Source organism: Streptomyces lavendofoliae (assembly GCF_014649735.1).
GTDB lineage: Bacteria > Actinomycetota > Actinomycetes > Streptomycetales > Streptomycetaceae > Streptomyces > Streptomyces lavendofoliae.
The window spans coordinates 528,272-550,197 of record NZ_BMTP01000002.1 but is presented as its reverse complement, the minus strand read 5'-3'; the positions used below and the strand labels follow the sequence as shown (position 1 = coordinate 550,197).

19 protein-coding genes are annotated in these 21,926 nt (G+C 74.0%); 15 read left to right on the top strand and 4 right to left on the bottom strand.

Features of this window, described 5'->3' with window-relative positions; all coding sequences use genetic code 11:
* The first annotated feature begins 106 nt into the window (after positions 1 to 106).
* From IE109_RS05330 to IE109_RS05320, 3 genes are all read left to right on the top strand, one after another.
* Entirely contained in the window at positions 107 to 1,345 is a 1,239-nt protein-coding gene (locus IE109_RS05330) for an arginine deiminase (RefSeq protein ID WP_189549542.1), read from the top strand.
* Between the two features lie 145 nt (positions 1,346 to 1,490).
* Positions 1,491 to 2,489, top strand: a complete 999-nt coding sequence (gene argF, locus IE109_RS05325) for an ornithine carbamoyltransferase (protein ID WP_189549541.1) — start codon at positions 1,491 to 1,493, stop codon at positions 2,487 to 2,489.
* Positions 2,490 to 2,629: 140 nt separating this feature from the next.
* Positions 2,630 to 4,069 carry an amino acid permease gene (locus tag IE109_RS05320; RefSeq protein WP_189549540.1) on the top strand — a complete coding sequence of 480 codons (1,440 nt, stop codon included), beginning with the start codon at positions 2,630 to 2,632 and terminating at the stop codon, positions 4,067 to 4,069.
* Here IE109_RS05320 and IE109_RS05315 read toward each other — a convergent pair.
* Positions 4,041 to 4,463: an ATP-binding protein gene (locus tag IE109_RS05315; RefSeq protein WP_189549539.1), complete on the bottom strand. Its 423-nt coding sequence runs from the start codon at positions 4,461 to 4,463 to the stop codon at positions 4,041 to 4,043. The genes IE109_RS05320 and IE109_RS05315 overlap by 29 nt on opposite strands.
* 499 nt (positions 4,464 to 4,962) lie before the next feature.
* Between IE109_RS05315 and IE109_RS05310 the strand changes: the two genes are divergently transcribed.
* Together IE109_RS05310 and IE109_RS05305 are read left to right on the top strand one after the other, a co-directional pair.
* Positions 4,963 to 5,790 carry an enoyl-CoA hydratase family protein gene (locus IE109_RS05310; protein WP_189549538.1) on the top strand — a complete coding sequence of 276 codons (828 nt, stop codon included), beginning with the start codon at positions 4,963 to 4,965 and terminating at the stop codon, positions 5,788 to 5,790.
* A 6-nt stretch (positions 5,791 to 5,796) separates the two neighbouring features.
* The gene (locus IE109_RS05305; protein ID WP_189549537.1) at positions 5,797 to 8,073 is read left to right on the top strand and encodes a bifunctional salicylyl-CoA 5-hydroxylase/oxidoreductase; all 2,277 of its coding nucleotides are present in this window, start codon (positions 5,797 to 5,799) and stop codon (positions 8,071 to 8,073) included.
* On the opposite strand, the gene IE109_RS05300 is transcribed toward IE109_RS05305, so the two are convergent.
* Complete coding sequence (locus IE109_RS05300) at positions 8,051 to 8,869, bottom strand: PaaX family transcriptional regulator (RefSeq protein ID WP_189549536.1); 819 nt, start codon at positions 8,867 to 8,869, stop codon at positions 8,051 to 8,053. The genes IE109_RS05305 and IE109_RS05300 overlap by 23 nt on opposite strands.
* Before the next feature lie 4 nt (positions 8,870 to 8,873).
* The gene (locus IE109_RS05295; protein ID WP_189549535.1) at positions 8,874 to 10,511 is read right to left on the bottom strand and encodes an AMP-binding protein; all 1,638 of its coding nucleotides are present in this window, start codon (positions 10,509 to 10,511) and stop codon (positions 8,874 to 8,876) included.
* A gap of 97 nt (positions 10,512 to 10,608) precedes the next feature.
* Between IE109_RS05295 and IE109_RS05290 the strand changes: the two genes are divergently transcribed.
* The 10 genes from IE109_RS05290 (at position 10,609) to IE109_RS05245 (ending at position 20,953) form a co-directional block, all read left to right on the top strand.
* On the top strand, positions 10,609 to 11,721 hold the full coding sequence (locus IE109_RS05290; protein WP_189549534.1) for an acyl-CoA dehydrogenase family protein: 1,113 nt from the start codon (positions 10,609 to 10,611) through the stop codon (positions 11,719 to 11,721).
* Positions 11,718 to 12,116 carry a RidA family protein gene (locus IE109_RS05285; RefSeq protein WP_189549533.1) on the top strand — a complete coding sequence of 133 codons (399 nt, stop codon included), beginning with the start codon at positions 11,718 to 11,720 and terminating at the stop codon, positions 12,114 to 12,116. Before IE109_RS05290 ends, IE109_RS05285 begins: the two co-directional genes overlap by 4 nt.
* 29 nt (positions 12,117 to 12,145) lie before the next feature.
* Positions 12,146 to 12,859, top strand: a complete 714-nt coding sequence (locus IE109_RS05280) for a class I SAM-dependent methyltransferase (RefSeq protein ID WP_189549532.1) — start codon at positions 12,146 to 12,148, stop codon at positions 12,857 to 12,859.
* A gap of 198 nt (positions 12,860 to 13,057) precedes the next feature.
* On the top strand, positions 13,058 to 15,394 hold the full coding sequence (locus IE109_RS05275) for a collagenase (protein WP_229890569.1): 2,337 nt from the start codon (positions 13,058 to 13,060) through the stop codon (positions 15,392 to 15,394).
* 74 nt (positions 15,395 to 15,468) lie between these two features.
* Positions 15,469 to 16,641: an NAD(P)/FAD-dependent oxidoreductase gene (locus IE109_RS05270; RefSeq protein ID WP_189549531.1), complete on the top strand. Its 1,173-nt coding sequence runs from the start codon at positions 15,469 to 15,471 to the stop codon at positions 16,639 to 16,641.
* Positions 16,635 to 16,931, top strand: coding sequence for a (2Fe-2S)-binding protein (locus tag IE109_RS05265; protein ID WP_189549624.1), 297 nt, complete (start codon positions 16,635 to 16,637; stop codon positions 16,929 to 16,931). The genes IE109_RS05270 and IE109_RS05265 overlap by 7 nt, the downstream gene beginning before the upstream one ends.
* Positions 16,921 to 18,330, top strand: a complete 1,410-nt coding sequence (locus tag IE109_RS05260) for an NAD(P)/FAD-dependent oxidoreductase (protein ID WP_189549529.1) — start codon at positions 16,921 to 16,923, stop codon at positions 18,328 to 18,330. The genes IE109_RS05265 and IE109_RS05260 overlap by 11 nt, the downstream gene beginning before the upstream one ends.
* Complete coding sequence (locus IE109_RS05255; RefSeq protein WP_189549527.1) at positions 18,327 to 19,223, top strand: dihydrodipicolinate synthase family protein; 897 nt, start codon at positions 18,327 to 18,329, stop codon at positions 19,221 to 19,223. Before IE109_RS05260 ends, IE109_RS05255 begins: the two co-directional genes overlap by 4 nt.
* Positions 19,224 to 19,225: 2 nt before the next feature.
* Positions 19,226 to 20,227 carry a proline racemase family protein gene (locus IE109_RS05250; RefSeq protein ID WP_189549525.1) on the top strand — a complete coding sequence of 334 codons (1,002 nt, stop codon included), beginning with the start codon at positions 19,226 to 19,228 and terminating at the stop codon, positions 20,225 to 20,227.
* A 36-nt stretch (positions 20,228 to 20,263) separates the two neighbouring features.
* Positions 20,264 to 20,953, top strand: coding sequence for a GntR family transcriptional regulator (locus IE109_RS05245; RefSeq protein WP_189549523.1), 690 nt, complete (start codon positions 20,264 to 20,266; stop codon positions 20,951 to 20,953).
* A 264-nt stretch (positions 20,954 to 21,217) separates the two neighbouring features.
* Here the strand turns inward: IE109_RS05245 and IE109_RS05240 are convergent, their stop codons facing one another.
* Positions 21,218 to 21,778, bottom strand: coding sequence for a quercetin 2,3-dioxygenase (locus tag IE109_RS05240; protein ID WP_189549521.1), 561 nt, complete (start codon positions 21,776 to 21,778; stop codon positions 21,218 to 21,220).
* Positions 21,779 to 21,926: the final 148 nt, after the last annotated feature.

Below are 21,926 nucleotides of genomic sequence, written 5' to 3'. Positions count from 1 at the left end.
GGGGAAACGGGAACGGGGCGGGGAAACGGGAACGGGGCGGGGCGGGGCACGAGGGATGTCCGGTTGTCCGTGGGTGAAGTGGGGCTCGCGCGGTGAGGATGGAGACATGGGATTCCATGTCGATTCCGAGACCGGGCGGCTCCGCCGCGTCATCCTGCACCGGCCCGATCTGGAGCTGAAGCGGCTGACACCCACCAACAAGGACGCGCTGCTCTTCGACGACGTGCTGTGGGTGCGGCGGGCGCGGCAGGAGCACGACGGCTTCGCCGACGTCCTGCGCGACCGGGGCGTGGAGGTGCACCTCGTCGGAGATCTGCTGCGCGAGGCGCTGGAGGCACCGGCGGCCAGAAAGCTCGTCCTGGACCGGGTCTTCGACGAGAAGGAGTACGGGCCGCTCGCCACCGACCACATAAGGGCCGTCTTCGACGGCATGGACACCGGCTCGCTCGTCGAGGCGCTGATCGGGGGGATGACGAAACGCGACTTCCTGGCCGGTCACTCCGAGCCGACGTCCGTCCGTTTCCACGTGATGGACCTGGACGACTTCCTGCTGCCGCCGCTGCCGAACCACCTCTTCACCCGCGACACGTCGGCCTGGATCTACGACGGCGTGTCCATCAACGCCATGCGCTGGCCCGCCCGGCAGCGCGAGACCGTCCACTTCGAGGCCATCTACAAGCACCACCCCCTCTTCGCCGGCCCCGAGGCAGGTGCCTTCCACCACTGGTCGGAGGGGCAGGACGACTACCCGTCCACCATCGAGGGCGGCGACGTCCTGGTCATCGGCAACGGCGCGGTCCTGATAGGGATGAGCGAACGCACCACGCCCCAGGCCGTGGAGATGCTGGCCCGCGGGCTGTTCGCCGCCGGCTCCGCCCACACCATCGTGGCGCTGGACATGCCGAAGAGCCGGGCGTTCATGCACCTCGACACGGTCATGACGATGGTCGCCCACGACACGTTCACCCAGTACGCCGGGCTCGGCATGCTCCGCTCGTACACCATCGAGCCCGGCGACGGCCACCGCGCGCTCAAGGTCACCGACCACCCTCCCCAGCACATGCACAGCGCCATCGCCGCGGCCCTCGGGCTGCCCGCGATCCGGGTGCTGACCGCGACCCAGGACGTCCACGCCGCGGAACGCGAGCAGTGGGACGACGGGTGCAACGTCCTGGCGGTGGAGCCGGGCGTCGTCGTCGCGTACGAGCGCAACGTCACCACCAACACGCACCTGCGCCGGGAGGGCATCGAGGTGATCGAGATCCCGGGCAGCGAGCTGGGCCGCGGGCGGGGCGGGCCGCGCTGCATGAGCTGTCCGGTGGTGCGCGACGCCGACCCGGGCTAGAACCGTGGTCGGGGCCGTGCGACGCCGACCGGGGCCGGAACCGTGGTCGGGGCCGCGCCCTCGGGACCGACCCCGACCCGTATATAAATGTGGGTGCTCGTATAGACTTCCATGAGTCCCCGTATTCGAACCCAGGAGCGCCCCCATGGCCACCGACCTCACCGGCCGCCACTTCCTCAAGGAGCTGGACTTCACCGCCGAGGAGTTCCGCGGCCTGATCGACCTGGCCGCCGAGCTCAAGGCCGCCAAGCGGGCGGGCTCCGAGGTGCAGCGGCTGCGCGGCCGGAACATCGCGCTCATCTTCGAGAAGTCGTCGACCCGCACGCGCTGCGCGTTCGAGGTGGCCGCGGCCGACCAGGGGGCCTCCACCACCTACCTCGACGCCGCCGGGTCCCACATCGGCAAGAAGGAGTCGGCCAAGGACACCGCCCGGGTCCTCGGCCGGATGTTCGACGCCATCGAGTTCCGCGGGGACGCCCAGGCCACCGTGGAGGAGCTCGCGGACCACGCCGGCGTGCCCGTCTACAACGGCCTCACCGACGACTGGCACCCCACCCAGATGCTCGCCGACGTGCTCACGATGACCGAGCACACCGACAAGCCGCTGGAGGCCGTCGCGTTCGCCTACCTCGGCGACGGCCGCTACAACATGGGCAACTCCTACCTGGTCACCGGCGCGCTGCTCGGGATGGACGTACGGATCGTGGCGCCCAGGGCGTACTGGCCCGCCGACGACGTCGTCGCCCGCGCCCGCGAGCTGGCCGTGGCCAGTGGCGCGCGGGTCACGCTCACCGAGGACATCGCCGAGGGCGTCCGGGGGGCCGACTTCGTCGCCACCGACGTCTGGGTCTCGATGGGGGAGCCGGCGCACGTCTGGGACGAGCGCATCTCCGCCCTGGCCCCGTACGCCGTGACCATGGACGTGCTGCGCGCCACCGGCAACCCGCGTGTGCGGTTCCTGCACTGCCTGCCCGCCTTCCACGACCTGGGCACCGCCGTCGGCCGGGAGATCCACGAGCGCCACGGCCTGACGGAGCTGGAGGTCACCGACGAGGTCTTCGAGTCCGAGCACTCGGTCGTCTTCGACGAGGCCGAGAACCGGATGCACACCATCAAGGCGGTCATGGTGGCCACCCTCGGGTGACCGGGGACGGCAAGGCGGCCAATGGGGGGAATATGCGGTGTGGCGGTTAAAATCGGTGCACATGGTGGGGTTCGGGCTCGCACGCTCGAACCCCGCTTCGTTTGCGCCCGCCCTCTCGGCCCAGAGAAGAGAACCACCCCATGCGTCCCAGCGGACCGCCGCGCATCAAGAGCCCCGCCCAGTTGATCGCCGACTCCGGCGCGGACCTCGAGGGGCACGGCCTCAAGCGCACCATGGGCCTCTTCCAGCTCGTGTGCTTCGGAGTCGGCGCCATCGTCGGCACCGGGATCTTCGTCGGGCTGTCCGACAGTGTGGCCGAGGCCGGCCCGGCGGTCGTCGTCTCCTTCCTCCTCGCCGCGATCACCTGCATCTTCACCGCCTTCTCCTTCGCCGAGCTGGGCAGCGCGATCCCGGTGTCCGGCAGCTCGTACTCGTTCGCGTACGCCACCCTCGGCGAGCGCGTCGCCTTCCTCGTCGGCTGGTGCCTGCTGCTGGAGTACGGGGTCTCCGTCTCCGCCGTGGCGGTGGGCTGGGGCCAGTACCTCAACGAGCTCCTCGACAGCCTCGTCGGATGGCAGCTGCCCGACGCCCTGTCCAGCCCGCCCGGTGACGGCGGCGTGGTGAACATCCCCGCCGTCGTCGTCATCGGGCTCGCCGCGGTCCTCCTCGTACGCGGCATCCGGGAGAGCGCCCGCGCCACCGCCGTCATGGCCGTGGTGAAGATCGCCATCCTGGTCCTCTTCTGCGCGATCGCCTTCCGCGCCCACCAGAGCGACAACCTCACCCCCTTCGCCACCCACGGCGTCGCCGGGATCACCTCGGGCGCCTCGGTGGCCTTCTTCTCGTACATCGGCTTCGACGCGATCACCACGGCCGGCGAGGAGGTCAAGAACCCCCGCAAGAACGTCCCCCTGGCGATCATGATCTGCATCGGGATCGTCACCCTGCTCTACTGCCTCGTCGCGGTCGCCGCCATCGGCGCGCTCTCCGCCGACGAGGTCGCCGACCAGCCGGCCGCGCTGTCGCTGATCGTCGACCGGGTGACCGAGTCCGCGGTGGGCGGCGGCATCATCGCCTTCGGGGCCGTGGTCGCCATCGCGTCCGTCGTCCTCGCGGTGATGTACGGCCAGACCCGCATCCTGATGTCGATGTCCCGGGACGGACTGGTCCCGCACGTCTTCGAGAAGGTCTCGCCGAGGACGGCCACCCCCGTCGCCAACACCTGGATCGTCGCCGTCGTCTTCGCCGTCCCGGCGGCCGTCGTCCCGCTCGACGTGGTGCTGAACCTGACCACCATCGGCACGCTCGCCGTCATGGTCGTGGTCAACATCGCGGTCATCGCGCTGCGCCGCCGCTACCCGGACACCGACAGCGGCTTCCGGGTGCCGCTCTACCCGCTCAGCCCGGTCCTGGGCGTCGCCATGTGTCTGTACCTGATCTGGGGGACCGGCTGGAGGACATGGGTGCAGTTCGCCGTCTTCCTCGTCGTGGGCGCCCTGGTGTACGCGCTGTACGGGCGCCGCAACTCTCGGCTGGCCGCGGCCGGCCCGGTCAAGGGGTCTGCAACCCCGGGAGCGTGAACCAGACCGCCTTGCCCCGGTCGGTCCGCCGGTGACCGCACGTCGCGCTGAGCGTACGGATCAGCAGCAGGCCCCGCCCGTGCTCCTGGTAGGGATCGGGCGGGGTGTCGTGCTCGGGCACCAGGTCGCCGGGCGGCTCGGGGTCCCGGTCGTGGACCTCGACCCGGCAACCGCTCGGCAGGAGGCGGACCACCAGCTCGATCGGGCCCTTGCCGGCGGTGTGCTCCACCGCGTTCGCCACCAGCTCGGCCGTCAGCAGCTCGGCCGTGTCCCGGTACGCCGAGGCGTCCAGATCCGCCAGCGCCGTACGTATCAGGGCGCGGGCGATGGGCACCGCGGCCGTGGTGTGCGGCAGCGCGATGCGCCAGGAGGAGGGGCCGGATGCTTCGGGCAAGGCGGGGATCCGTTCGGTGAAGCCGGTTCCGTTCGGAGCAGGGAAGGGCGGGCGGGGACGGAGCAGCGGGGCGGAGCAGCGGAGCGAAAAGCGCGGCGGGGAAAGGGGCGGCGGGGGGCGGGCGGGAGCGCGCCGGGCGGGCGCGGGGACGCCCGGACGGCGGGGGACCGCCGGGGTGCGGCGGGGGAGTGGCCAGAGGGGTGGGGAGGGTGTGAGGGGAGGGCGAGCGGAGTGAGGAGGGGGGAGGAGAAGTGAGCGATGGGACGAGGGGGACGGCTGAGGTTTGCCTTCCACCTTACGTAGGCCCGCCCGCCGCACCAGAGGCCCCCGCCCACCCACCGGGAGACCTGTGCCACAGCTGGTACGGGACCTTCGTCGATTACGGACAGCTGTTACCCGGTCACCGCTCAGCGTATCGCGCATGCGTGACGGAAGTCACGTACAAGTGATAGCTTCGGGAGGCAGGCATCTGCGCAGGCACCGAGGGAGGCCGCACCTCATGAGCCCGTTCTCCAGCTCCGCGCCCCGCACCGAGCAGTGGCACCATGTGCGGCTCGCCGTGGACGACGACGTCGCCACCGTCACCCTCGCCCGGCCCGCCAAGCTCAACGCCCTCACCTTCGGCGCCTACGCCGACCTGCGCGACCTGCTCGCCGAGCTGTCCCGGGAGCGCGCCGTCCGCGCCCTGGTCCTCGCGGGCGAGGGACGGGGCTTCTGCTCCGGCGGCGACGTCGACGACATCATCGGGGCCACCCTGGCCATGGACACCGCCCAGCTCCTCGACTTCAACCGCATGACCGGCCTGGTCGTCCGGGCGCTGCGGGAAGCCCCCTTCCCGGTGATCGCCGCCGTCCACGGGGTCGCCGCCGGGGCAGGCGCCGTCCTCGCGCTGGCCGCCGACTTCCGGGTGGCCGACCCCACCGCCCGCTTCGCGTTCCTCTTCACCCGGGTCGGGCTCTCCGGCGGCGACATGGGCGCCGCGTACCTCCTGCCCCGCGTCGTCGGCCTCGGGCACGCCACCCGGCTGCTGATGCTCGGCGAACCGGTCCGCGCCCCCGAGGCCGAGCGCATCGGCCTCATCAGCGAGCTGACCGAGGAGGGCGCCGCCGACACCCGCGCCGCGGAGCTGGCCCGTCGGCTCGCCGACGGCCCGGCCCTCGCGTACGCACAGACCAAGGCGCTGCTGACGGCGGAGCTCGACATGCCGCTCGCCGCCTCCGTGGAGCTCGACGCCGCCACCCAGGCCCTGCTGATGAACGGTGAGGACTACGCGGAGTTCCACGCCGCGTTCACCGAGAAGCGGTCGCCCAAGTGGCAGGGGCGGTGAGCCGCCGTGCGCGTGGCCGTCATCGGGGGAGGACCCGGCGGGCTGTACGCCGCCGCCCTGCTCAAACGCCTCGACCCCACCCGTGACATCACCGTCTGGGAGCGCAACGCCCCCGACGACACCTTCGGCTTCGGCGTCGTCCTCTCCGACGAGACCCTCGGCGGCATCGAGCACGCCGACCCGGCCGTGCACGCCGCCCTCCAGCGGGAGTTCGTCCGGTGGGACGACATCGACATCGTCCACCGCGGTCGCGTCCTCACCTCCGGCGGACACGGCTTCGCCGCCCTCGGCCGCCGCCGGCTCCTCGAGATCCTCCACGCCCGCTGCGCCGGCCTGGGCGTGGACCTCCGCTTCCGCGCCGAGGCCCCGCCCGCCGCCGAGCTGGCCACCACCCACGACCTGGTCGTCGCCGCCGACGGCGTCCACAGCCGCACCCGCCAGGCGCACGCGGACGTGTTCGCGCCCCGCCTCACCACCCACCGCTGCCGCTACATCTGGCTCGCCGCCGACTTCGCCTTCGACGCCTTCCGCTTCGAGATCGCCGAAACGGAACACGGACCGATGCAGCTGCACGGCTATCCCTACGCGGCGGACGCCTCCACCGTCATCGTCGAGATGCGCGAGGAGGTCTGGCGCGCGGCGGGCTTCGACGAGCTGGACGAACAGGAGTCCGTCGCCCGCTGCGCCAAGATCTTCTCCGAGCCGCTCCGGGGCAGGCCGCTGGCCTCCAACCACTCGTCGTGGACCGCGTTCCGCACCGTCGTCACCGGCCGCTGGTCGCACGGCAACATCGTGCTCCTCGGCGACGCCGCCCACACCGCGCACTTCTCGATCGGGTCCGGCACCAAACTCGCCGTCGAGGACGCCCTGGCGCTCGCCGCCAGCGTCGGCGAACATCCCCGGCTCGACCGTGCGCTCGCCGCGTACGAGAACGAACGCCGCCCCGTCGTCGAGTCCACCCAGCGCGCCGCGGCCGCCAGCCTGCGCTGGTTCGAGGACCTGGCGGGCTACCTCGACCAGCCGCCCCGCCAGTTCGCGTTCAACCTGCTCACCCGCAGCCGCCGCGTCACCCACGACAACCTGCGGCTGCGCGACGCCCGCTTCACCGACGCCGTCGAACGCGACTTCGGCTGCCCGCCCGGCACCCCGCCGATGTTCACCCCGTTCCGGCTGCGCGGCCTGACCCTGCGCAACCGGGTCGTCGTCTCCCCCATGGACATGTACACGGCCGTGGACGGCGTCCCCGGCGACTTCCACCTCGTCCACCTCGGCGCCCGCGCGCTCGGCGGCGCCGGGCTGGTGATGACCGAGATGGTCTGCGTCAGCCCCGAGGGGCGCATCACCCCCGGCTGCGCCGGGCTGTGGACCCCCGCCCAGGCCGCCGCCTGGCGCCGCGTCACGGACTTCGTCCACCAGCGGTCGCCGGGCACCGCCATCGGCGTCCAGCTCGGGCACTCCGGCCGCAAGGGCTCGACCAAGGTCATGTGGGAGGGCATCGACCAGCCCCTCGACTCCGGCAACTGGCCCGTGGTCGCCGCCTCCCCGATCCCGTACCGCCCCGGCGTCAACCAGGTCCCGCACGAACTGCACCGGGCCGCGCTCACCGACATAAGGGAGCAGTTCGCCGCCGCCGCCCGGCGGGCCGCCCGCGCCGGGTTCGACCTGCTCGAACTGCACTGCGCCCACGGCTACCTGCTGTCCGGGTTCCTCTCGCCGCTCACCAACCGCCGCACCGACGCCTACGGCGGTTCCCTCGCCGGGCGGCTGCGGTTCCCGCTGGAGGTCTTCGACGCGGTGCGCGACGCCTGGCCGGGCGAACGGCCCATGACCGTACGCGTCTCCGCCACCGACTGGGCGCCCGGCGGCACCACCCCCGAGGAGGCCGTCGAGATCGCCCGCGCCTTCGCCGGGCACGGCGCCGACGCGATCGACGTCTCCACCGGCCAGGTCGTCCCCGAGGAACGGCCCGAGTACGGCCGCTCCTACCAGACCCCCTACGCGGACCGGATCCGCAACGCCCTCGGGATCCCCGTGATCGCGGTCGGCGCGATCTCCTCCTGGGACGACGTCAACTCGCTGCTGCTGGCCGGCCGGGCCGACCTGTGCGCGCTGGCCCGCCCCCACCTCTACGACCCGCACTGGACCCTGCACGCCGCCGCCGACCAGGGCTACGAAGGCCCCGGTGCCCCCTGGCCCGCCCCCTACCGCGCGGGCAGCCGCAAGCCCCCGACGGGCCGCACCGACGCGCCGAAACCGCGCCTCACGCCGGCCCCCCGCCCCTGACGAACCGCTCACCGGTGTCCCGCAGCAGCCCGTGGAGGCCGCCGAAGACCGCCGCCGCCCGGCCGCCGGGCCAGCCCGCCGGGAGGAGCGCGGCCGGCAGACCGGGGTCCGCGTAGGGAAGGCGCCGCCAGGAGTCCAGCGCGAGCAGGTAGTCCCGGTACGCCTCCTCGGGTGACGGCTCACCGGCCGACCAGGCGCGCAGCACCGGCTCGTGAAGGTCCAGGAACTCCTCGTACAGCTTGGCGATCGCCGCCAGGTCCCACCACCGGCCCACCGCCTCGGCGGTCGCCGCGAACCCCAGGTGCTCGCCGCGGAAGAGGTCCACGTACGGGTCGAGCTGGAGCCGCTGGAGGGTGTGCCGGGTCTCCTCGTACAGCGCCGCCGGCGCGATCCACACGCCCGGCGCCGCGGTCCCGAAGCCCAGGCGGCCCAGCCGCGAGCGCAGCAGGTGCCGCTTGTGCCGCTCGGCCTCGGGCACCGAGAAGACGGCGAGGACCCAGCCGTCCTCCTCGTGCGGCCCGCCCGCCGCGTAGATCCGCCGGTCGCCGTCGTCCAGCAGCTGCCGGGCGTCCCCCGAAAGGGCGTACCCGGCGGCCCCGTCCGCCGTGCGGCGCGGCTCCAGCAGGCCGCGCCGCTTGAGCCGGGACACCGAGGAGCGCACGGACGGCGCGTCCACGCCCAGCACCGCCAGCAGCCGGATCAGCTCGGCCACCGGCAGCGGGGCGTTGTCGGCCGTCCGCCCGTACGCGCCGTACAGGGAGACGATCAGGGAACGCGGGGTGTGCTGCTCGGCCACGTGATCACTTTACGGGCGTGTCCCCGGGCGTGTCCCGGCCGCGCAGCCGGAACCGTTGCAGCTTCCCGGTGGCCGTGCGCGGGAGCGCCTCCAGGAACACGATCCGGCGCGGGCACTTGTACGGGACGAGACGGTCCTTGACGAAGGCGCGCAGGGCCTCGGCCGTGGAGTCGTCGCGCGGCAGGCCGTCACGGAGCACCGCGTACGCCACGACGATCTGGCCGCGCACCTCGTCCGGATGGCCCACCACGGCCGCCTCCAGCACGTCGGGGTGTGCGAGCAGGGCCTCCTCGACCTGGGGGCCGGCGATGTTGTAACCGGCGGAGATGATCATGTCGTCCGCGCGGGCGACGTAGCGCAGGTAGCCGTCCGGTTCGCGGACGTAGGTGTCGCCCGTGATGTTCCAGCCGTGCCGGACGTACTCGCGCTGGCGCGGATCGGCCAGGTACCGGCAGCCCACCGGGCCGCGTACGGCCAGCAGTCCCGCCTGCCCGTCCGGGACCGGCACGCCGGAATCGTCCACCACGCGCGCGTGCCACCCGGGGACCGGCACTCCCGTGGTGCCGGGGCGGATGGCGCCGTCGGCCGCCGAGACGAAGATGTGCAGCAGCTCGGTGGCGCCGATGCCGTTGATCAGGCGCAGCCCGGTGCGCTCGAACCAGGCACGCCAGGTGGCCGCGGGCAGGTTCTCGCCGGCCGACACACAGCGGCGCAGCGAGGTGATGTCGTGGCCGTCGAGGGCGTCGAGCATCACCCGGTAGGCGGTCGGAGCGGTGAACAGCACGGTCACCCGGTGCTCGGCGACGGCGGGCAGGAGCTGCCCCGGCCCGGCCTGTTCCAGCAGCAGCGCCGACGCGCCCGCCCGCATCGGGAAGATCACCAGCCCGCCCAGTCCGAAGGTGAACCCGAGCGGTGGGCTGCCGGCGAACAGGTCGTCCGGCCCGGGCCGCAGCACGTGCGCGGAGAACGTGTCGGCGACGGCCAGCACGTCGCGGTGGAAGTGCATGCAGCCCTTGGGCCGGCCGGTCGTCCCCGAGGTGAACGCGATGAGCGCGACGTCGTCGGCCGCCGTGCGGACCGCCTCGTAGGGGCCGGTGTGGCGGGCCGCGAGGCGCAGCAGGTCGTCGGGCGCGTCGCCGCCGTACGCGGTGACCCGCAGACCGGGCACCTCCGCCTTCACCAGGTCGTCCACCGCCCGCACGTCGCACAGGGCGTGGCCCGCGCGCGCCATCTCGCACATCACGGCCAGCTCCGGGGCGCGCGCCCCGGCCAGGACGGTGACGGCGACCGCGCCCGCCTTCATCACCGCCAGCCAGCAGGCGGCCAGCCACGGCGTGGTGGGCCCGCGCAGCAGCACCCGGTTGCCGGGGACGACGCCCAGGTCACGGGTGAGCGCGTGGGCGATCCCGTCGACGCGGGTGCGCAGCTCTCCGTACGTCCAGACGTGGCCGGCGCCGTCCCGGAAGACCGGGCGGTGCGCGCCGAAACGTTCCACCGTGCGGTCCAGCAGTTCCGCCCCGCAATTGAGCCGGTCGGGGTAGCGCAGTTCCGGGAGGTCGAAGAGGAGTTCCGGCCACTGCTCGCGTGGCGGCAGATGGTCCCGGGCGAAGGTGTCACGATGCGCCGATGGCGTGAGCTCCATGGTTCGCCCCCTTGTCGTGGTGGGAACGCTCATCGAGCGTATCGTTCATGTGACGACAGTCAACGGCCCGCGATAGATGACTTTTGAGGGGGCGTGAATGCCCGTATTCTCACTCGATCCGGCTCAAACCGCCTGGTGTGCCGAGCTGCGCGCCCTGGGTTCCGAGCGTCTGCGGCCGCTCGCCGAGAAGGGCGAGCCGGGGCACGTCAACCGCCCGCTCGTCGCCGCGCTCGGCGAACTGGGCCTGATCGGCCGCCTCTTCGACGCGGGCGCCCTCGACCTGTGCCTGATGCGCGAAGCGCTCGCCCAGACCTGTACGGAGGCGGAGACGGCCCTCGCCCTCCAGGGCCTCGGCGCCCACCCGGTCGCCGCGTTCGGGACGGCCGGGCAGCGCGCCCGGTGGCTTCCGGAGGTGACGGCGGGCCGCGCGGTCGCCGCCTTCGCGCTCAGCGAGCCGGACGCGGGCTCGGACGCGGCGGCCCTCGCCCTGGAGGCGGTGCCGGAGAGCGACGGCTGGCGGCTGAGCGGCGAGAAGCGCTGGATCTCCAACGCCCCCGAGGCCGACTTCGCCACCGTGTTCGCCCGCACCACCCCCGGCGCCGGGGCGCGGGGCGTCACCGCGTTCCTGGTGCCGGCCGACCGGCCCGGCCTCACCGGCAGTCCCCTGGACATGCTGTCCCCGCACCCCATCGGCAGCCTCCTGTTCGACGGCGTCCCGGTCGGCCCGGCCGATGTGCTCGGGGAGGTGGACCGGGGCTTCCGCGTCGCCATGACGACGCTCAACCTCTTCCGGCCCAGCGTCGGCGCCTTCGCGGTCGGCATGGCCCAGGCGGCTCTGGACGCGACGCTGGCGCACACCGCCCGCCGGGCCGCGTTCGGGGGCGTGCTGAAGGACCTCCAGGCCGTCTCGCACCAGGTCGCCGAGATGGCGACGCGCACGGAGGCCGCCCGCCTCCTGGTGTACGCGGCGGCGGCGGCGTACGACGCGGGCGCCGCCGACGTGCCCAAGCGGGCCGCCATGGCCAAGCTGCTGGCCACCGAGACCGCCCAGTACGTGGTCGACGCCGCCGTCCAGCTCCACGGCGCCCGGGCGCTGCAGCGCGGGCACCTGCTGGAGCACCTCTACCGGGAGGTGCGCGCGCCGCGCATCTACGAGGGCGCGACCGAGGTCCAGCGGACCGTCATCGCGAAGGAGTTGTACGCCCGATGAGTTTGGAGCGCCACAATCCGGCCGAACTGTCCCCGCCCTCCGGCTTCTCCCACGCCGTCACCGCCACCGGCTCCCGCCTCGTCCTCCTCGCCGGGCAGACCGCCCTCGACGGGGACGGGCGGGTGGTGGGGGAGACCCTGCCGGAGCAGTTCGCGACGGCGCTCGGCAACCTGCTGGCCGCCCTCGAGGCGGCGGGCGGCACCCCCGCCGACCTCGCCCGCGTCACGGTGTACGCGACCGACGTCGGGGACTACCGGGCGCACGCCGCCGAACTGGGCCGCGTATGGCGGCGGCTGGCGGGGCGCGACTACCCGGCGATGGCGGTGATCGGCGCCACCCGCCTGTGGGACGAGCAGGCGCTGGTGGAGCTGGACGGGATCGCCGTCCTCGACTGACCGTCAGTGGCGACCGGCACCATGGGGACATGACCGAACGCCGTGCCGACCCCCGCCCTTCCGGCCGCCGTGCCGATCCTGGTCCTCCCGGCCGCCCGGCCGGGATCGCCGCCTACTGGGACGCCGCCGCGGAGTCCTTCGACGACGAGCCCGACCACGGCCTGCGCGCCGACCGGACCCGTGCCGCCTGGGCCCGGCTGCTGCGGTCGTGGTCGCCGGCCGCGCCGGCCGGCGTCCTCGACGTGGGCTGCGGCACCGGATCGCTGTCCCTGCTGCTCGCCGAGGACGGCCACCGGGTGACCGGCGTGGACCTGGCGCCGCGGATGGTCGGGCGGGCGCGCGCCAAGTTCGCCGCCGCCGGCCTCGCGGGCCGGTTCCTGACCGGCGACGCCACGCACCCGCCCACGGGAGAGGAGCGGTTCGACGTCGTGCTCTCCCGTCACCTGGTGTGGACGCTGCCCGACCCGGAGGCGGCGTTGCGCGACTGGGTGGGCCGCCTGCGGCCGGGCGGGCGGCTGGTGCTGGTCGAGGGGCGGTGGCGCCAGGCGGGCGCGGAGGGCGTGCCGTACGTGGCCGGGGCGGAGGCGCTGCCCTGGAGCGGGGGTGTCGGGGCGGACGACCTGGCCGCGGCGGTGCGGCCGCTGGTCGGCGGTCGGGTCCGGGTCGAACCGCTGAGCGGTGAGGCGGAGTTGTGGGGCGGGCCGGTGGACGACGAGCGGTACGCCCTGATCGCCGACGGGTGAGGCGGCCGGGGCGCCGCCGGGCTCCCGGCCGGGGAAGGCGGCGCTCCGGATCCCGCGAGTACTGAAGGGTTGTCAGTGCAATGTCACATTACTATGTTGCACGTCACACGGCAGTGGCATGCACCCATCAACGCGTGACCGCTCGCCGTCCACGCACCGCTGCACGGACCACTCCCCACCTCCCACCGAGGAGCCCAGGTGTCCCAGCGATCCACCGGCCATCCCCTGCGCAGAGCCCTCGCGGCGGCCGTCGTCACCGCGACGGCGCTCGGCGTGACGGGTCAGCTCTCCCCCGCGGCCCGGGCGTACACGCCGCCACCACGCCCGGCCGTCACCACCGCCGCCTCCGCCACGGCCGCCCCGCCCACCACCGGCGACCGGCACGACGAGGTCGAACGCCTCGCCAGGGCGCCCAAGCCGGCCTCGCCCGCGGCCCTCGCCCCCGGCGGGCGGACGACCACCCGCGTCCCGGGGCCGGGGACACCGGCGTCCCCGGCGGTCGCCGCCACCTCCGCCTGCGCCCTCGACGACGTCACCCGTCTCGGGCCGGAGGGGTTCGCCGACTTCCTCGCCGACCCCGCCGTCACCGCCGACGGCTGTCTGCGCGGCCTCATCTGGACCTGGGACGCGCGCCTCGCCCCCGTCATGTCCGACGCGCACGTCCAGGCCGTCTCCCGCCGCATATCCGCCCTGTCCGCCACCCACGACGGCAGGAACGGCAGCCACCTGCTGGAGATGCTCACCTACCTGCACGCGGTGGCGTACCACGACTTCTCCCGCGGCGAGATCGACGTCACCGACCCGCCCACCACCGAGGCGATGCGCCGCGCCGTCCACGCCTTCGGCACGGCACGCCGCTCCTTCGACGTGACGCGGGCCAACGCCGAGTCCCTGCGCGAGGCGCTCTACGCGGGCAGCGCCCCCGGCCTGCGCCACTCGCAGCTCGACCTCATCCGCCGGGTGCTGGCCACCATGGACCGCTACCACACCACCACGTACAAGGACCCGGCGTGGGGCGGGGCCGCCCTGGCCGCGCTCTCCGTCAACTACCTGGGCGTGTACCCGGGCAACAGGGACACCGCATTCCACACGCTCGTCGCCCGCAACGCCCCCTACCGCGACGCCTTCCGGAAGTTCTCCGCGTACACCCACCTCAAGGGCACGCCCAACGAGTGGGTGGTGCGCGACGCGCTGGCCGAGTACGGCCGCTTCGGGCAGATCGCGCCCCTGGCGTCCACGATCGTGCCGGACCTCGGGGCGCTCCTCGCTCCCGTCGCCCGGGACTTCGGACGGGGCAGCGCCCCCTGGGCGCGGCTCGCGTCCTGGCTGGACTTCTACGGGGCCTGCAAGCCCTACGCCGTCTGCAAGGACGACATCGAGCGGGAGATCTTCCCCTACGCGTACCGCTACGACAACGCGGCCATCAAGGTCCGCACCGGCCTCGGCCGCCCCACCGTCGACCAGCTCTACTACGCGAGCAAGCAGGTCAAGGCGCAGTTCCACCGGGTGCTGGGCACCCAGCAGCCGCTCGCGGGCGACAGCAACACCAGCCTGAACATCGTCCTGTACGCCTCACGCGCCGACTACGAGAACTACCACCCGCTGCTGACCGGCATGGGCACCGACAACGGCGGGGTCTACATCGAGCGCGGCGCGACCTTCTACACGTACCAGCGCCGTGTCCCCCAGGACTCCTCGCTCACCCTGGAGGAGCTGTTCCGGCACGAGTACACGCACTACCTCAACGGCCGCTTCGCCGTGCCCGGGTCCTTCGGCGAGGGGCCCTGGTACGAGCGTGACCGCACCACGGCGATGGACGAGGGCACGGCCGAGTTCTTCGACGGGGCCACCCGCGACGACGGTGTCGCCGCCCGCAGGTCGCTGGTCAGGAGCGTGATCGCCGACACCGCGAACAGCCGCCCGCGGATGACGGTGGACGAGCTGCTGCACGCCACCTACGAGGGCGACGGCTTCCGGTTCTACGCCTACGCGGGCACGTTCTTCACCTACCTGTGGGCCGAACGGCCCGCGCTGCTGCGGGAGATGTACCGGCACCTGCGCGCCGACGACCCGGAGGCGTTCGACGCCTGGCGCGACCGGCTGGGGCGCGACGCGGCGGTCCAGCGGGCCTACGACGCCTTTCTGGACGCGCGGATCGCCGAGGTGGACGAGCTGTTCGTACCGGACACCCGGTACACCCCCGTCGACGGGCTGAGGGAGACCACCGCCGAGGCGGTGGGCGCCACCTTCGCCGCAGCCACGGGGGCCGCCCCGGTCTGCGCCGGCAACGGCGACGCGGGCATGCCGCGCTTCGTCTGCACCGGCCGGATCACCGCCCGCCTCGGTGACGCCGCCGACGCGGACCGGGTCTTCCACGACATGGCCGCCACGGTCGACCGGTTCCTGCTCGACCGGGCGGCCCCCGCCTCTCCCAACCTCGCCGACATGAACTGCTCGTTCGGCGAGGTGGAGATTTGGTCCGACCGCCGGGCGGGCACCTCGGACTACGTGTGCGAGGGCCCGCTGCGGCGCTGAACGAGTGCCGACCGCACGGGAGTTGGCCCGGACCCGGTCTGTACAGCGGCAGTAACTTGTGAAATATTACTGCCGTGCCCACGAGACACGTGAGTGATGTCCCGGACGCCGTGATCGTCGGAGCCGGAGTCGTCGGAGCGGCCTGCGCGTACTACGCGAGCCGCGCCGGCCTCACCGTCACCGTCGTCGACCGCGGCTCCGTCGCGGCCGGCACCACCGGTGCCGGGGAAGGCAATCTGCTCGTCTCCGACAAGGAGGCGGGCCCCGAGCTCGACCTCGCGCTGCTGTCCACCCGACTGTGGCGCGAACTCGCCGAAACGCTCCCACCGGAGATCGAGTACGAGCGCAAGGGCGGTCTCGTCGTCGCACCCGACGGGGCCGCCCTCACCGCACTGCGCGACTTCGCCAGGGGACAGGCGGCAGCGGGCGTCGAGACGCACGAGATCCCCGCCGACCGCCTCGGCGACCTGGAACCGCACCTCGCCCCCGGCCTCGCCGGCGGGTTCCTCTACCCCCAGGACGCCCAGGTGCAACCCGCCATGGCCGCCGCCCAGCTCCTGCGCGCCGCGCGAGCGGACGTCAGGCTCGGCCAGGAGGTCACGGGCGTGCTCACCGACCGGCGCGGCGCCGTCCGCGGCGTCCGCACCCCGCGCGGCGACCTCCACGCCCCCGCCGTCGTCAACGCCACCGGAACCTGGGGCGCGGCCCTCGCCGAACTGGCCGGAGTGAAGCTGCCCGTGCGGCCCCGGCGGGGCTTCGTCCTCGTCACCGAACCGCTGCCGCCCGGCCTGGTGCGCCACAAGGTGTACGCCGCGGACTACATCGCCGACGTCGCCAGCGGCTCGGCTGACCTCCAGTCCTCCGCCGTCGTCGAGGGCACCCCCGCCGGGACGGTCCTGATCGGCGCCACCCGCGAGCGCGTCGGCTTCGACCGGACGCTGTCCACCGAGGCGCTGCGGCGGCTCGCGGCACAGGCCACCGCCCTGTTCCCGGTCCTCTCCGGCGTACGGGCGATCCGCGCGTACCACGGCTTCCGCCCCTACCTGCCCGACCACCTCCCGGCCATCGGCGCGGACCCCCGCGTGCCCGGCCTGTACCACGCGTGCGGCCACGAGGGCGCGGGCATCGGCCTCGCCCCGGCGACCGGACTGCTCGTCGCCGCCGCGCTGCGCGGCGAGCGACCGCCGCTGGACACCGGGCCGCTGCGCCCCGACCGCTTCGACGACACGGAAGGAGACGCCTGGTGAGAAGCCGCACCCCTCGCGCGACCCCGGCGCCGTTCACGTTCACCTTCGACGGGCGCCGCGTCACCGCCCTGCCGGGCCAGTCCGTCGCCGCCGCCCTGTGGTGCGCCGGCATCCTCGCCTGGCGCACCACCCGGCACGGCGGCGCGCCGCGCGGCGCGTTCTGCGCCATCGGCACGTGCTTCGACTGCCTCGCCACCGTCAACGGCCGCCCCAACCGGCGCGCCTGCCTCCTGCCCGCCCGCCCCGGCGACACGGTCACCACCCAGCAGGGCACCGGCCATGACCGCTGACCTCGCGGTCGTGGGCGCCGGCCCCGCCGGGCTGGCCGCCGCCGCGACCGCCGCCCGGCTCGGCCTGCGCGTCACGCTGCTGGACGCGGCCGAAAGGCCCGGCGGCCAGATCCACCGCCACCCGGCGGGCGGCCCCGTCCCCCGCGCGGCCCGCCGGCTGACACGGCGGCTGCCCTACGCCCCCGGCGGCCGCGCCGGCACCAGTGCCCCCGGCCGCGCCGGCGCCCCCCGGGCGTCCGCCGCCTCCCGTGACCGTGACCGCGTCACCTACCTGCCCGGGCACCATGTCTGGACCGTCGCGCGTGACGGGGACACCTGGCTCCTGCACGCCGTCGCGGGTGTCGACGAGGAACCGGCCGTCGTCCGGGCCCGCGCCGTGCTCCTCGCCACCGGCGCCCACGAACGCCAGTTGCCCTTCCCCGGCTGGACGCTTCCCGGGGTCGTCGGGGCGGGCGGCGCCCAGGCGATGCTCAAGGGCGGCCTCGCCCTCCCCGGCAGGCGCGTCGTCGTCGCGGGCAGCGGGCCCCTGCTGCTCGCCGTCGCCACCACGCTCGCCGCCGCCGGCGCCCGGGTCCCCGCCCTCGTCGAGGCGGCTGACTACACCGCGTACGCCCGCCACGCCGCCGCACTCGCGCGCAACCCGGCCAAGCTCGTCCAGGGCGCCCTGCACGGCGGCGCCCTCCTGGGCCGAGGCACCCGCCTCCTCACCCGCCACGCGGTCACCGCCGCCCACGGCACCGCGCGCGTCGAGGCCGTCACCGTCACCGGGCTCGACGCCGACTGGCGCCCCGTCCCCGGCACCGGCCGCCGCATCCCGTGCGACGCCCTCGCGGTGGGCCACGGTCTGGTGCCGCAGCTGGAGCTCGCCACCGGACTCGGCTGTGCCACCCGCCGCACCCCCGACGGCACCCCGGCCCTGGAGGTGGACGCCGGACAGCGCACCTCCGTACCGGGTGTCTGGGCGGCCGGGGAGACCTGCGGCGTCGGCGGCGCCGAACTCGCGGAGACGGAGGGGGAGATCGCGGCCCTCTCCGTGACCGGCCGCACCAGCGCCGCCCTCGCCCGCCGCCGCGCCCGCCTGCGGGCCTTCGCCGACGCGATGGCCGCCGCCCACCGGCCGGGCCCCGGCTGGACCGACTGGCTGGACGGCACCACCGAGGTGTGCCGCTGCGAGGAGGTCACCGCCGCGACGATCCGCGAAGCCGTCGACGGCCTGGGCGCCCGGGACGCCCGCAGCGTCAAACTGCTCACCCGGGCCGGAATGGGCTGGTGCCAGGGCCGCGTGTGCGGACCGGCCGTCGCCCGCCTGGCCGGTCACGACCCGGCGCCCGACCGGCGCCCCCTCTCCTGCCCCGTACCGCTCAGTCAGCTGGCACAACCACCGGGAGCCGAACGATGAACCAGCGTCCCCACCCCTGGCACGGCGTCATGGTCGCCACCGCCCTGCCGCTGCGCGACGACTTCACCATCGACTACGACGCGTATGCCGAGCACGTCGCCCGTCTCATCGCCCAGGGCTGCGACGGCGTCGTCCCCAACGGCTCGCTCGGGGAGTACCAGACGCTCACCGACGACGAGCGCGCCCGCGTCGTGCGGACCGCCGTCGAGGCGGCGGGCGACGGGGCGCGCGTCATGCCCGGCGTCGCCGCGTACGGCAGCGCCGAGGCCCGGCGGTGGGCCGAGCAGGCCGCGGAGGCGGGCTGCGGCTCCGTCCTGCTGCTGCCGCCCAACGCCTACCGCGCCGACGCCGCCGCCGTACGCGCCCACTACGCCGAGGCGGCCCGGGCCGGCCTGCCGGTCGTCGCGTACAACAACCCCTTCGACACCAAGGTCGACCTGACCCCCGAGCTGCTCGCGCAACTGCACGGCGACGGCAGCGTCGTGGCCGTCAAGGAGTTCAGCGGGGACGTGCGCCGAGGCTACGAGATCGCCGAACTGGCCCCGGACCTCGACCTGTTGATCGGCGCGGACGACGTGCTGCTGGAGCTGGCCCTGGCCGGTGCCGTCGGCTGGATCGCCGGCTACCCCAACGCCCTGCCGGCCGCCTCCGTCGCCCTCTACCGGGCCGCCGCCGCCCACGACCTGGACACCGCCCTGCCCCTCTACCGCGCCCTGCACCCGCTGCTGCGCTGGGACTCCAGGCCCGAGTTCGTCCAGGCGATCAAGCTCTCCATGGACATCGCCGGCCACCACGGCGGGCCGTGCCGCCCGCCCCGTACACCCCTCACCGGCGCGCACGCCGCCGCCGTCCGCGCCGCCACCGAGAAGGTGCTCGCGGAAGGGCTCGCCTGACCATGCGGACCCGCCACGTCCACCACGCCGTCGACTCGCACACCGAAGGCATGCCGACCCGCGTCATCACCGGCGGGATCGGCACCGTCCCGGGCGCCACCATGGCCGAACGGCGCCGGTACTTCATCGAGCACCTCGACCACGTACGCACCCTGCTGATGTGTGAACCGCGCGGCCACTCCGCCATGAGCGGCGCGATCCTGCAACCGCCGACCCGGCCGGACGCCGACTACGGCGTCCTGTTCGTCGAGGTCTCCGGGCTGCTCCCGATGTGCGGGCACGGCACCATCGGCGTGGCGACCGTCCTGGTGGAGACCGGCATGGTGCCCGTCACCGAGCCGGTCACCACCGTCCGCCTCGACACCCCCGCGGGGCTCGTCACCGTGGAGGTCCGGGTCGAGGACGGGGCCGCGCGGTCGGTCACCCTCACCAACGTCCCGGCCTTCTGCGTCGCCCTCGACCGCACGGTCCCGGTGCCGGGGTACGGCGAGGTCCCCTACGACCTGGCGTACGGCGGGAACTTCTACGCCTTCGTCGAGCTGGAGGCCCTCGGGCTGCCCTTCGACCGCGCCCGCAAGGACGACCTGCTGGCGGCCGGGCTCGCCGTCATGGACGCCGTCAACGCCGCCGGCCCGCCCGTCCACCCCGAGGACCCGTCCATCGCCGGCGTCAAGCACGTCTATCTGGCCGCCCCCGGCTCGGACGCCGCGCACTCCCGGCACGCCATGGCCATCCACCCGGGCTGGTTCGACCGCTCGCCCTGCGGCACCGGCACCTCGGCCCGCATGGCCCAGCTCCACGCGCGCGGACTGCTGCCCCTCGGCCGTGACTTCGTCAACGAGTCGTTCATCGGCACGCGCTTCACCGGGCGCCTCACCGGTACGACGACGGCCGGCGGCCTGCCCGCGGTCGTCCCCGCCATCACGGGCCGCGCCTGGATCACCGGCACCGCCCAGTACTTCCTCGACCCGGACGACCCCTTCCCCGCGGGCTTCCTCCTCTGATCCCCTACGATCCCTACGACCCCGGGAGGCGGAGCCATGGCCGGCCAGCACCTGAAGAACCTCATCACCAGTCAGGAACGCCTGCGCGACCAGGTGGCGCACGCCCTGCGCGCCGCCCTGATCGCCGGCGAGCTGGAGCCCGGCACGGTCTACTCCGCCCCGGCGCTCGCCGCCGACTTCGGCATCTCCGCCACGCCCGTGCGGGAGGCGATGCTCGACCTGGCGGGCGAGGGCCTGGTGGAACCCGTACGCAACAAGGGTTTCCGGATCACCGAGGTCAGCGAGCGGGACCTCGACCAGTACACCGAGCTGCGCGCGCTGATCGAGGTGCCGACCATCGGGGCCGTCACCGCCACGGCCGACCGCGCACGACTGGAGGAACTGAGGCCGGTCGCCGAGGAGATCGTGACCAGCGCCCGCGAGCACGACCTCATCCGGTACCTCGACGCCGACCGGCGCTTCCACCTCACCCTGCTGGCCCTCTCCGGCAACGACCGCCTGGTGGAGACGGTCGGCGACCTCCGCAAACGCGCCCGCCTCTACGGCCTGACCGCCCTCGCCGAGCGCGGGCTGCTGGTCGCCTCGGCCCAGGAGCACCACGAGCTGCTCGACCTGATGCTGGCGGGCGACGCGGCGGCGGCCGAGGCGTGCATGGCCCGGCACCTGGGCCATGTGCGCTCGCTGTGGGCCGAGAACGGCCCGCGGGTGCTCGACCGCATCCCGTGAGGGCCCGGATCGGCGAAGACGGCCCCGGAAAGTCCTTCCTGCCTTGACGGCGGGGAGGCGGGTGGGGAGCGCTGTGACGGCACGGCACGGCACGGCATGCATGGCACGGCCCCGCCGCACCGCTCAGGCGCCGCCCGGGTGGTGGGGCCGGCCGGGTCGCAGGTGCCGGGACGGGTGGACGGCCGCGCCGCTGAACCGGTGGTCGGCGCCGACGCGGGTCGGGCGTGGCGGCACGGGGGCTTCTCAGGCGGTGCCGCGGGGCAGTCAGGCGCCGGTGCGCCACTGGTGGTCGGGCAGGAAACGCACGTCGTACCGGAGAGGGACGGTCGCGAACGCCTCCGGATCGGGCACGTACGGCTCCCGGGGGAGCCCGAGATCGTCGGTCGGGGTCCCGAGGTTCTCGAAGAACCGCTCGAAGGTCCCGCCCGGCCCGGCGGCCACCCCGACGACCCGGCTGTGGTGCCGCTCGATGCGGTAGGCGTGCGGGCAGTTCTTCGGTACGAAGCCGAAGTCGCCGACGGTGAGCAGCTTCTCCTGTTGCTCGCCCTCCGCGTCCTCCACGAAGAGCCGTACGGCGCCGTCGGTGACGTAGAAGACCTCGTGGGTGTCGGAGTGGAGGTGGGCAGGGATGACCTCGCCCTTCGGGCCCTCGACGGTGAAGAAGTTGAAGCCGTTCTCGGTCTGCTCGCCGCCCGCGTAGACGGTGACGAGGTCACCGAAGAGGTGGGCCCGGTCACCCATCCCCTTCTCGATGAAGTACGGCCTGCCGGGTGCGGCCGGTATGGCGGAGCGCGAGCGGTACGGACGGGCGAACTCCATGGTCATGGAAACCTCCGGCACGGAAGCGGCACGGGAAACGACGAACGAACGTCAGGCTACCTGACATACCCGGGCCGGAGGGGCGGCCCGGGGGCTCGGCGACTTGACGACTTGACGACTCGTCGATTCGGTGGCCCGGTGGCGCGACCGCTCG

What these genes read in the sequence shown, in the direction of transcription:
- IE109_RS05330 (WP_189549542.1), top strand. Translation starts at nt 107, where the DNA reads ATGGGATTCCATGTCGATTCCGAGACCGGGCGGCTCCGCCGCGTCATC.
- argF (WP_189549541.1), top strand. Translation starts at nt 1,491, where the DNA reads ATGGCCACCGACCTCACCGGCCGCCACTTCCTCAAGGAGCTGGACTTC.
- IE109_RS05320 (WP_189549540.1), top strand. Translation starts at nt 2,630, where the DNA reads ATGCGTCCCAGCGGACCGCCGCGCATCAAGAGCCCCGCCCAGTTGATC.
- IE109_RS05310 (WP_189549538.1), top strand. Translation starts at nt 4,963, where the DNA reads ATGAGCCCGTTCTCCAGCTCCGCGCCCCGCACCGAGCAGTGGCACCAT.
- IE109_RS05295 (WP_189549535.1), bottom strand. Translation starts at nt 10,511, where the DNA reads ATGGAGCTCACGCCATCGGCGCATCGTGACACCTTCGCCCGGGACCAT.
- IE109_RS05290 (WP_189549534.1), top strand. Translation starts at nt 10,609, where the DNA reads ATGCCCGTATTCTCACTCGATCCGGCTCAAACCGCCTGGTGTGCCGAG.
- IE109_RS05285 (WP_189549533.1), top strand. Translation starts at nt 11,718, where the DNA reads ATGAGTTTGGAGCGCCACAATCCGGCCGAACTGTCCCCGCCCTCCGGC.
- IE109_RS05280 (WP_189549532.1), top strand. Translation starts at nt 12,146, where the DNA reads ATGACCGAACGCCGTGCCGACCCCCGCCCTTCCGGCCGCCGTGCCGAT.
- IE109_RS05260 (WP_189549529.1), top strand. Translation starts at nt 16,921, where the DNA reads ATGACCGCTGACCTCGCGGTCGTGGGCGCCGGCCCCGCCGGGCTGGCC.
- IE109_RS05255 (WP_189549527.1), top strand. Translation starts at nt 18,327, where the DNA reads ATGAACCAGCGTCCCCACCCCTGGCACGGCGTCATGGTCGCCACCGCC.
- IE109_RS05250 (WP_189549525.1), top strand. Translation starts at nt 19,226, where the DNA reads ATGCGGACCCGCCACGTCCACCACGCCGTCGACTCGCACACCGAAGGC.
- IE109_RS05245 (WP_189549523.1), top strand. Translation starts at nt 20,264, where the DNA reads ATGGCCGGCCAGCACCTGAAGAACCTCATCACCAGTCAGGAACGCCTG.
- IE109_RS05240 (WP_189549521.1), bottom strand. Translation starts at nt 21,778, where the DNA reads ATGACCATGGAGTTCGCCCGTCCGTACCGCTCGCGCTCCGCCATACCG.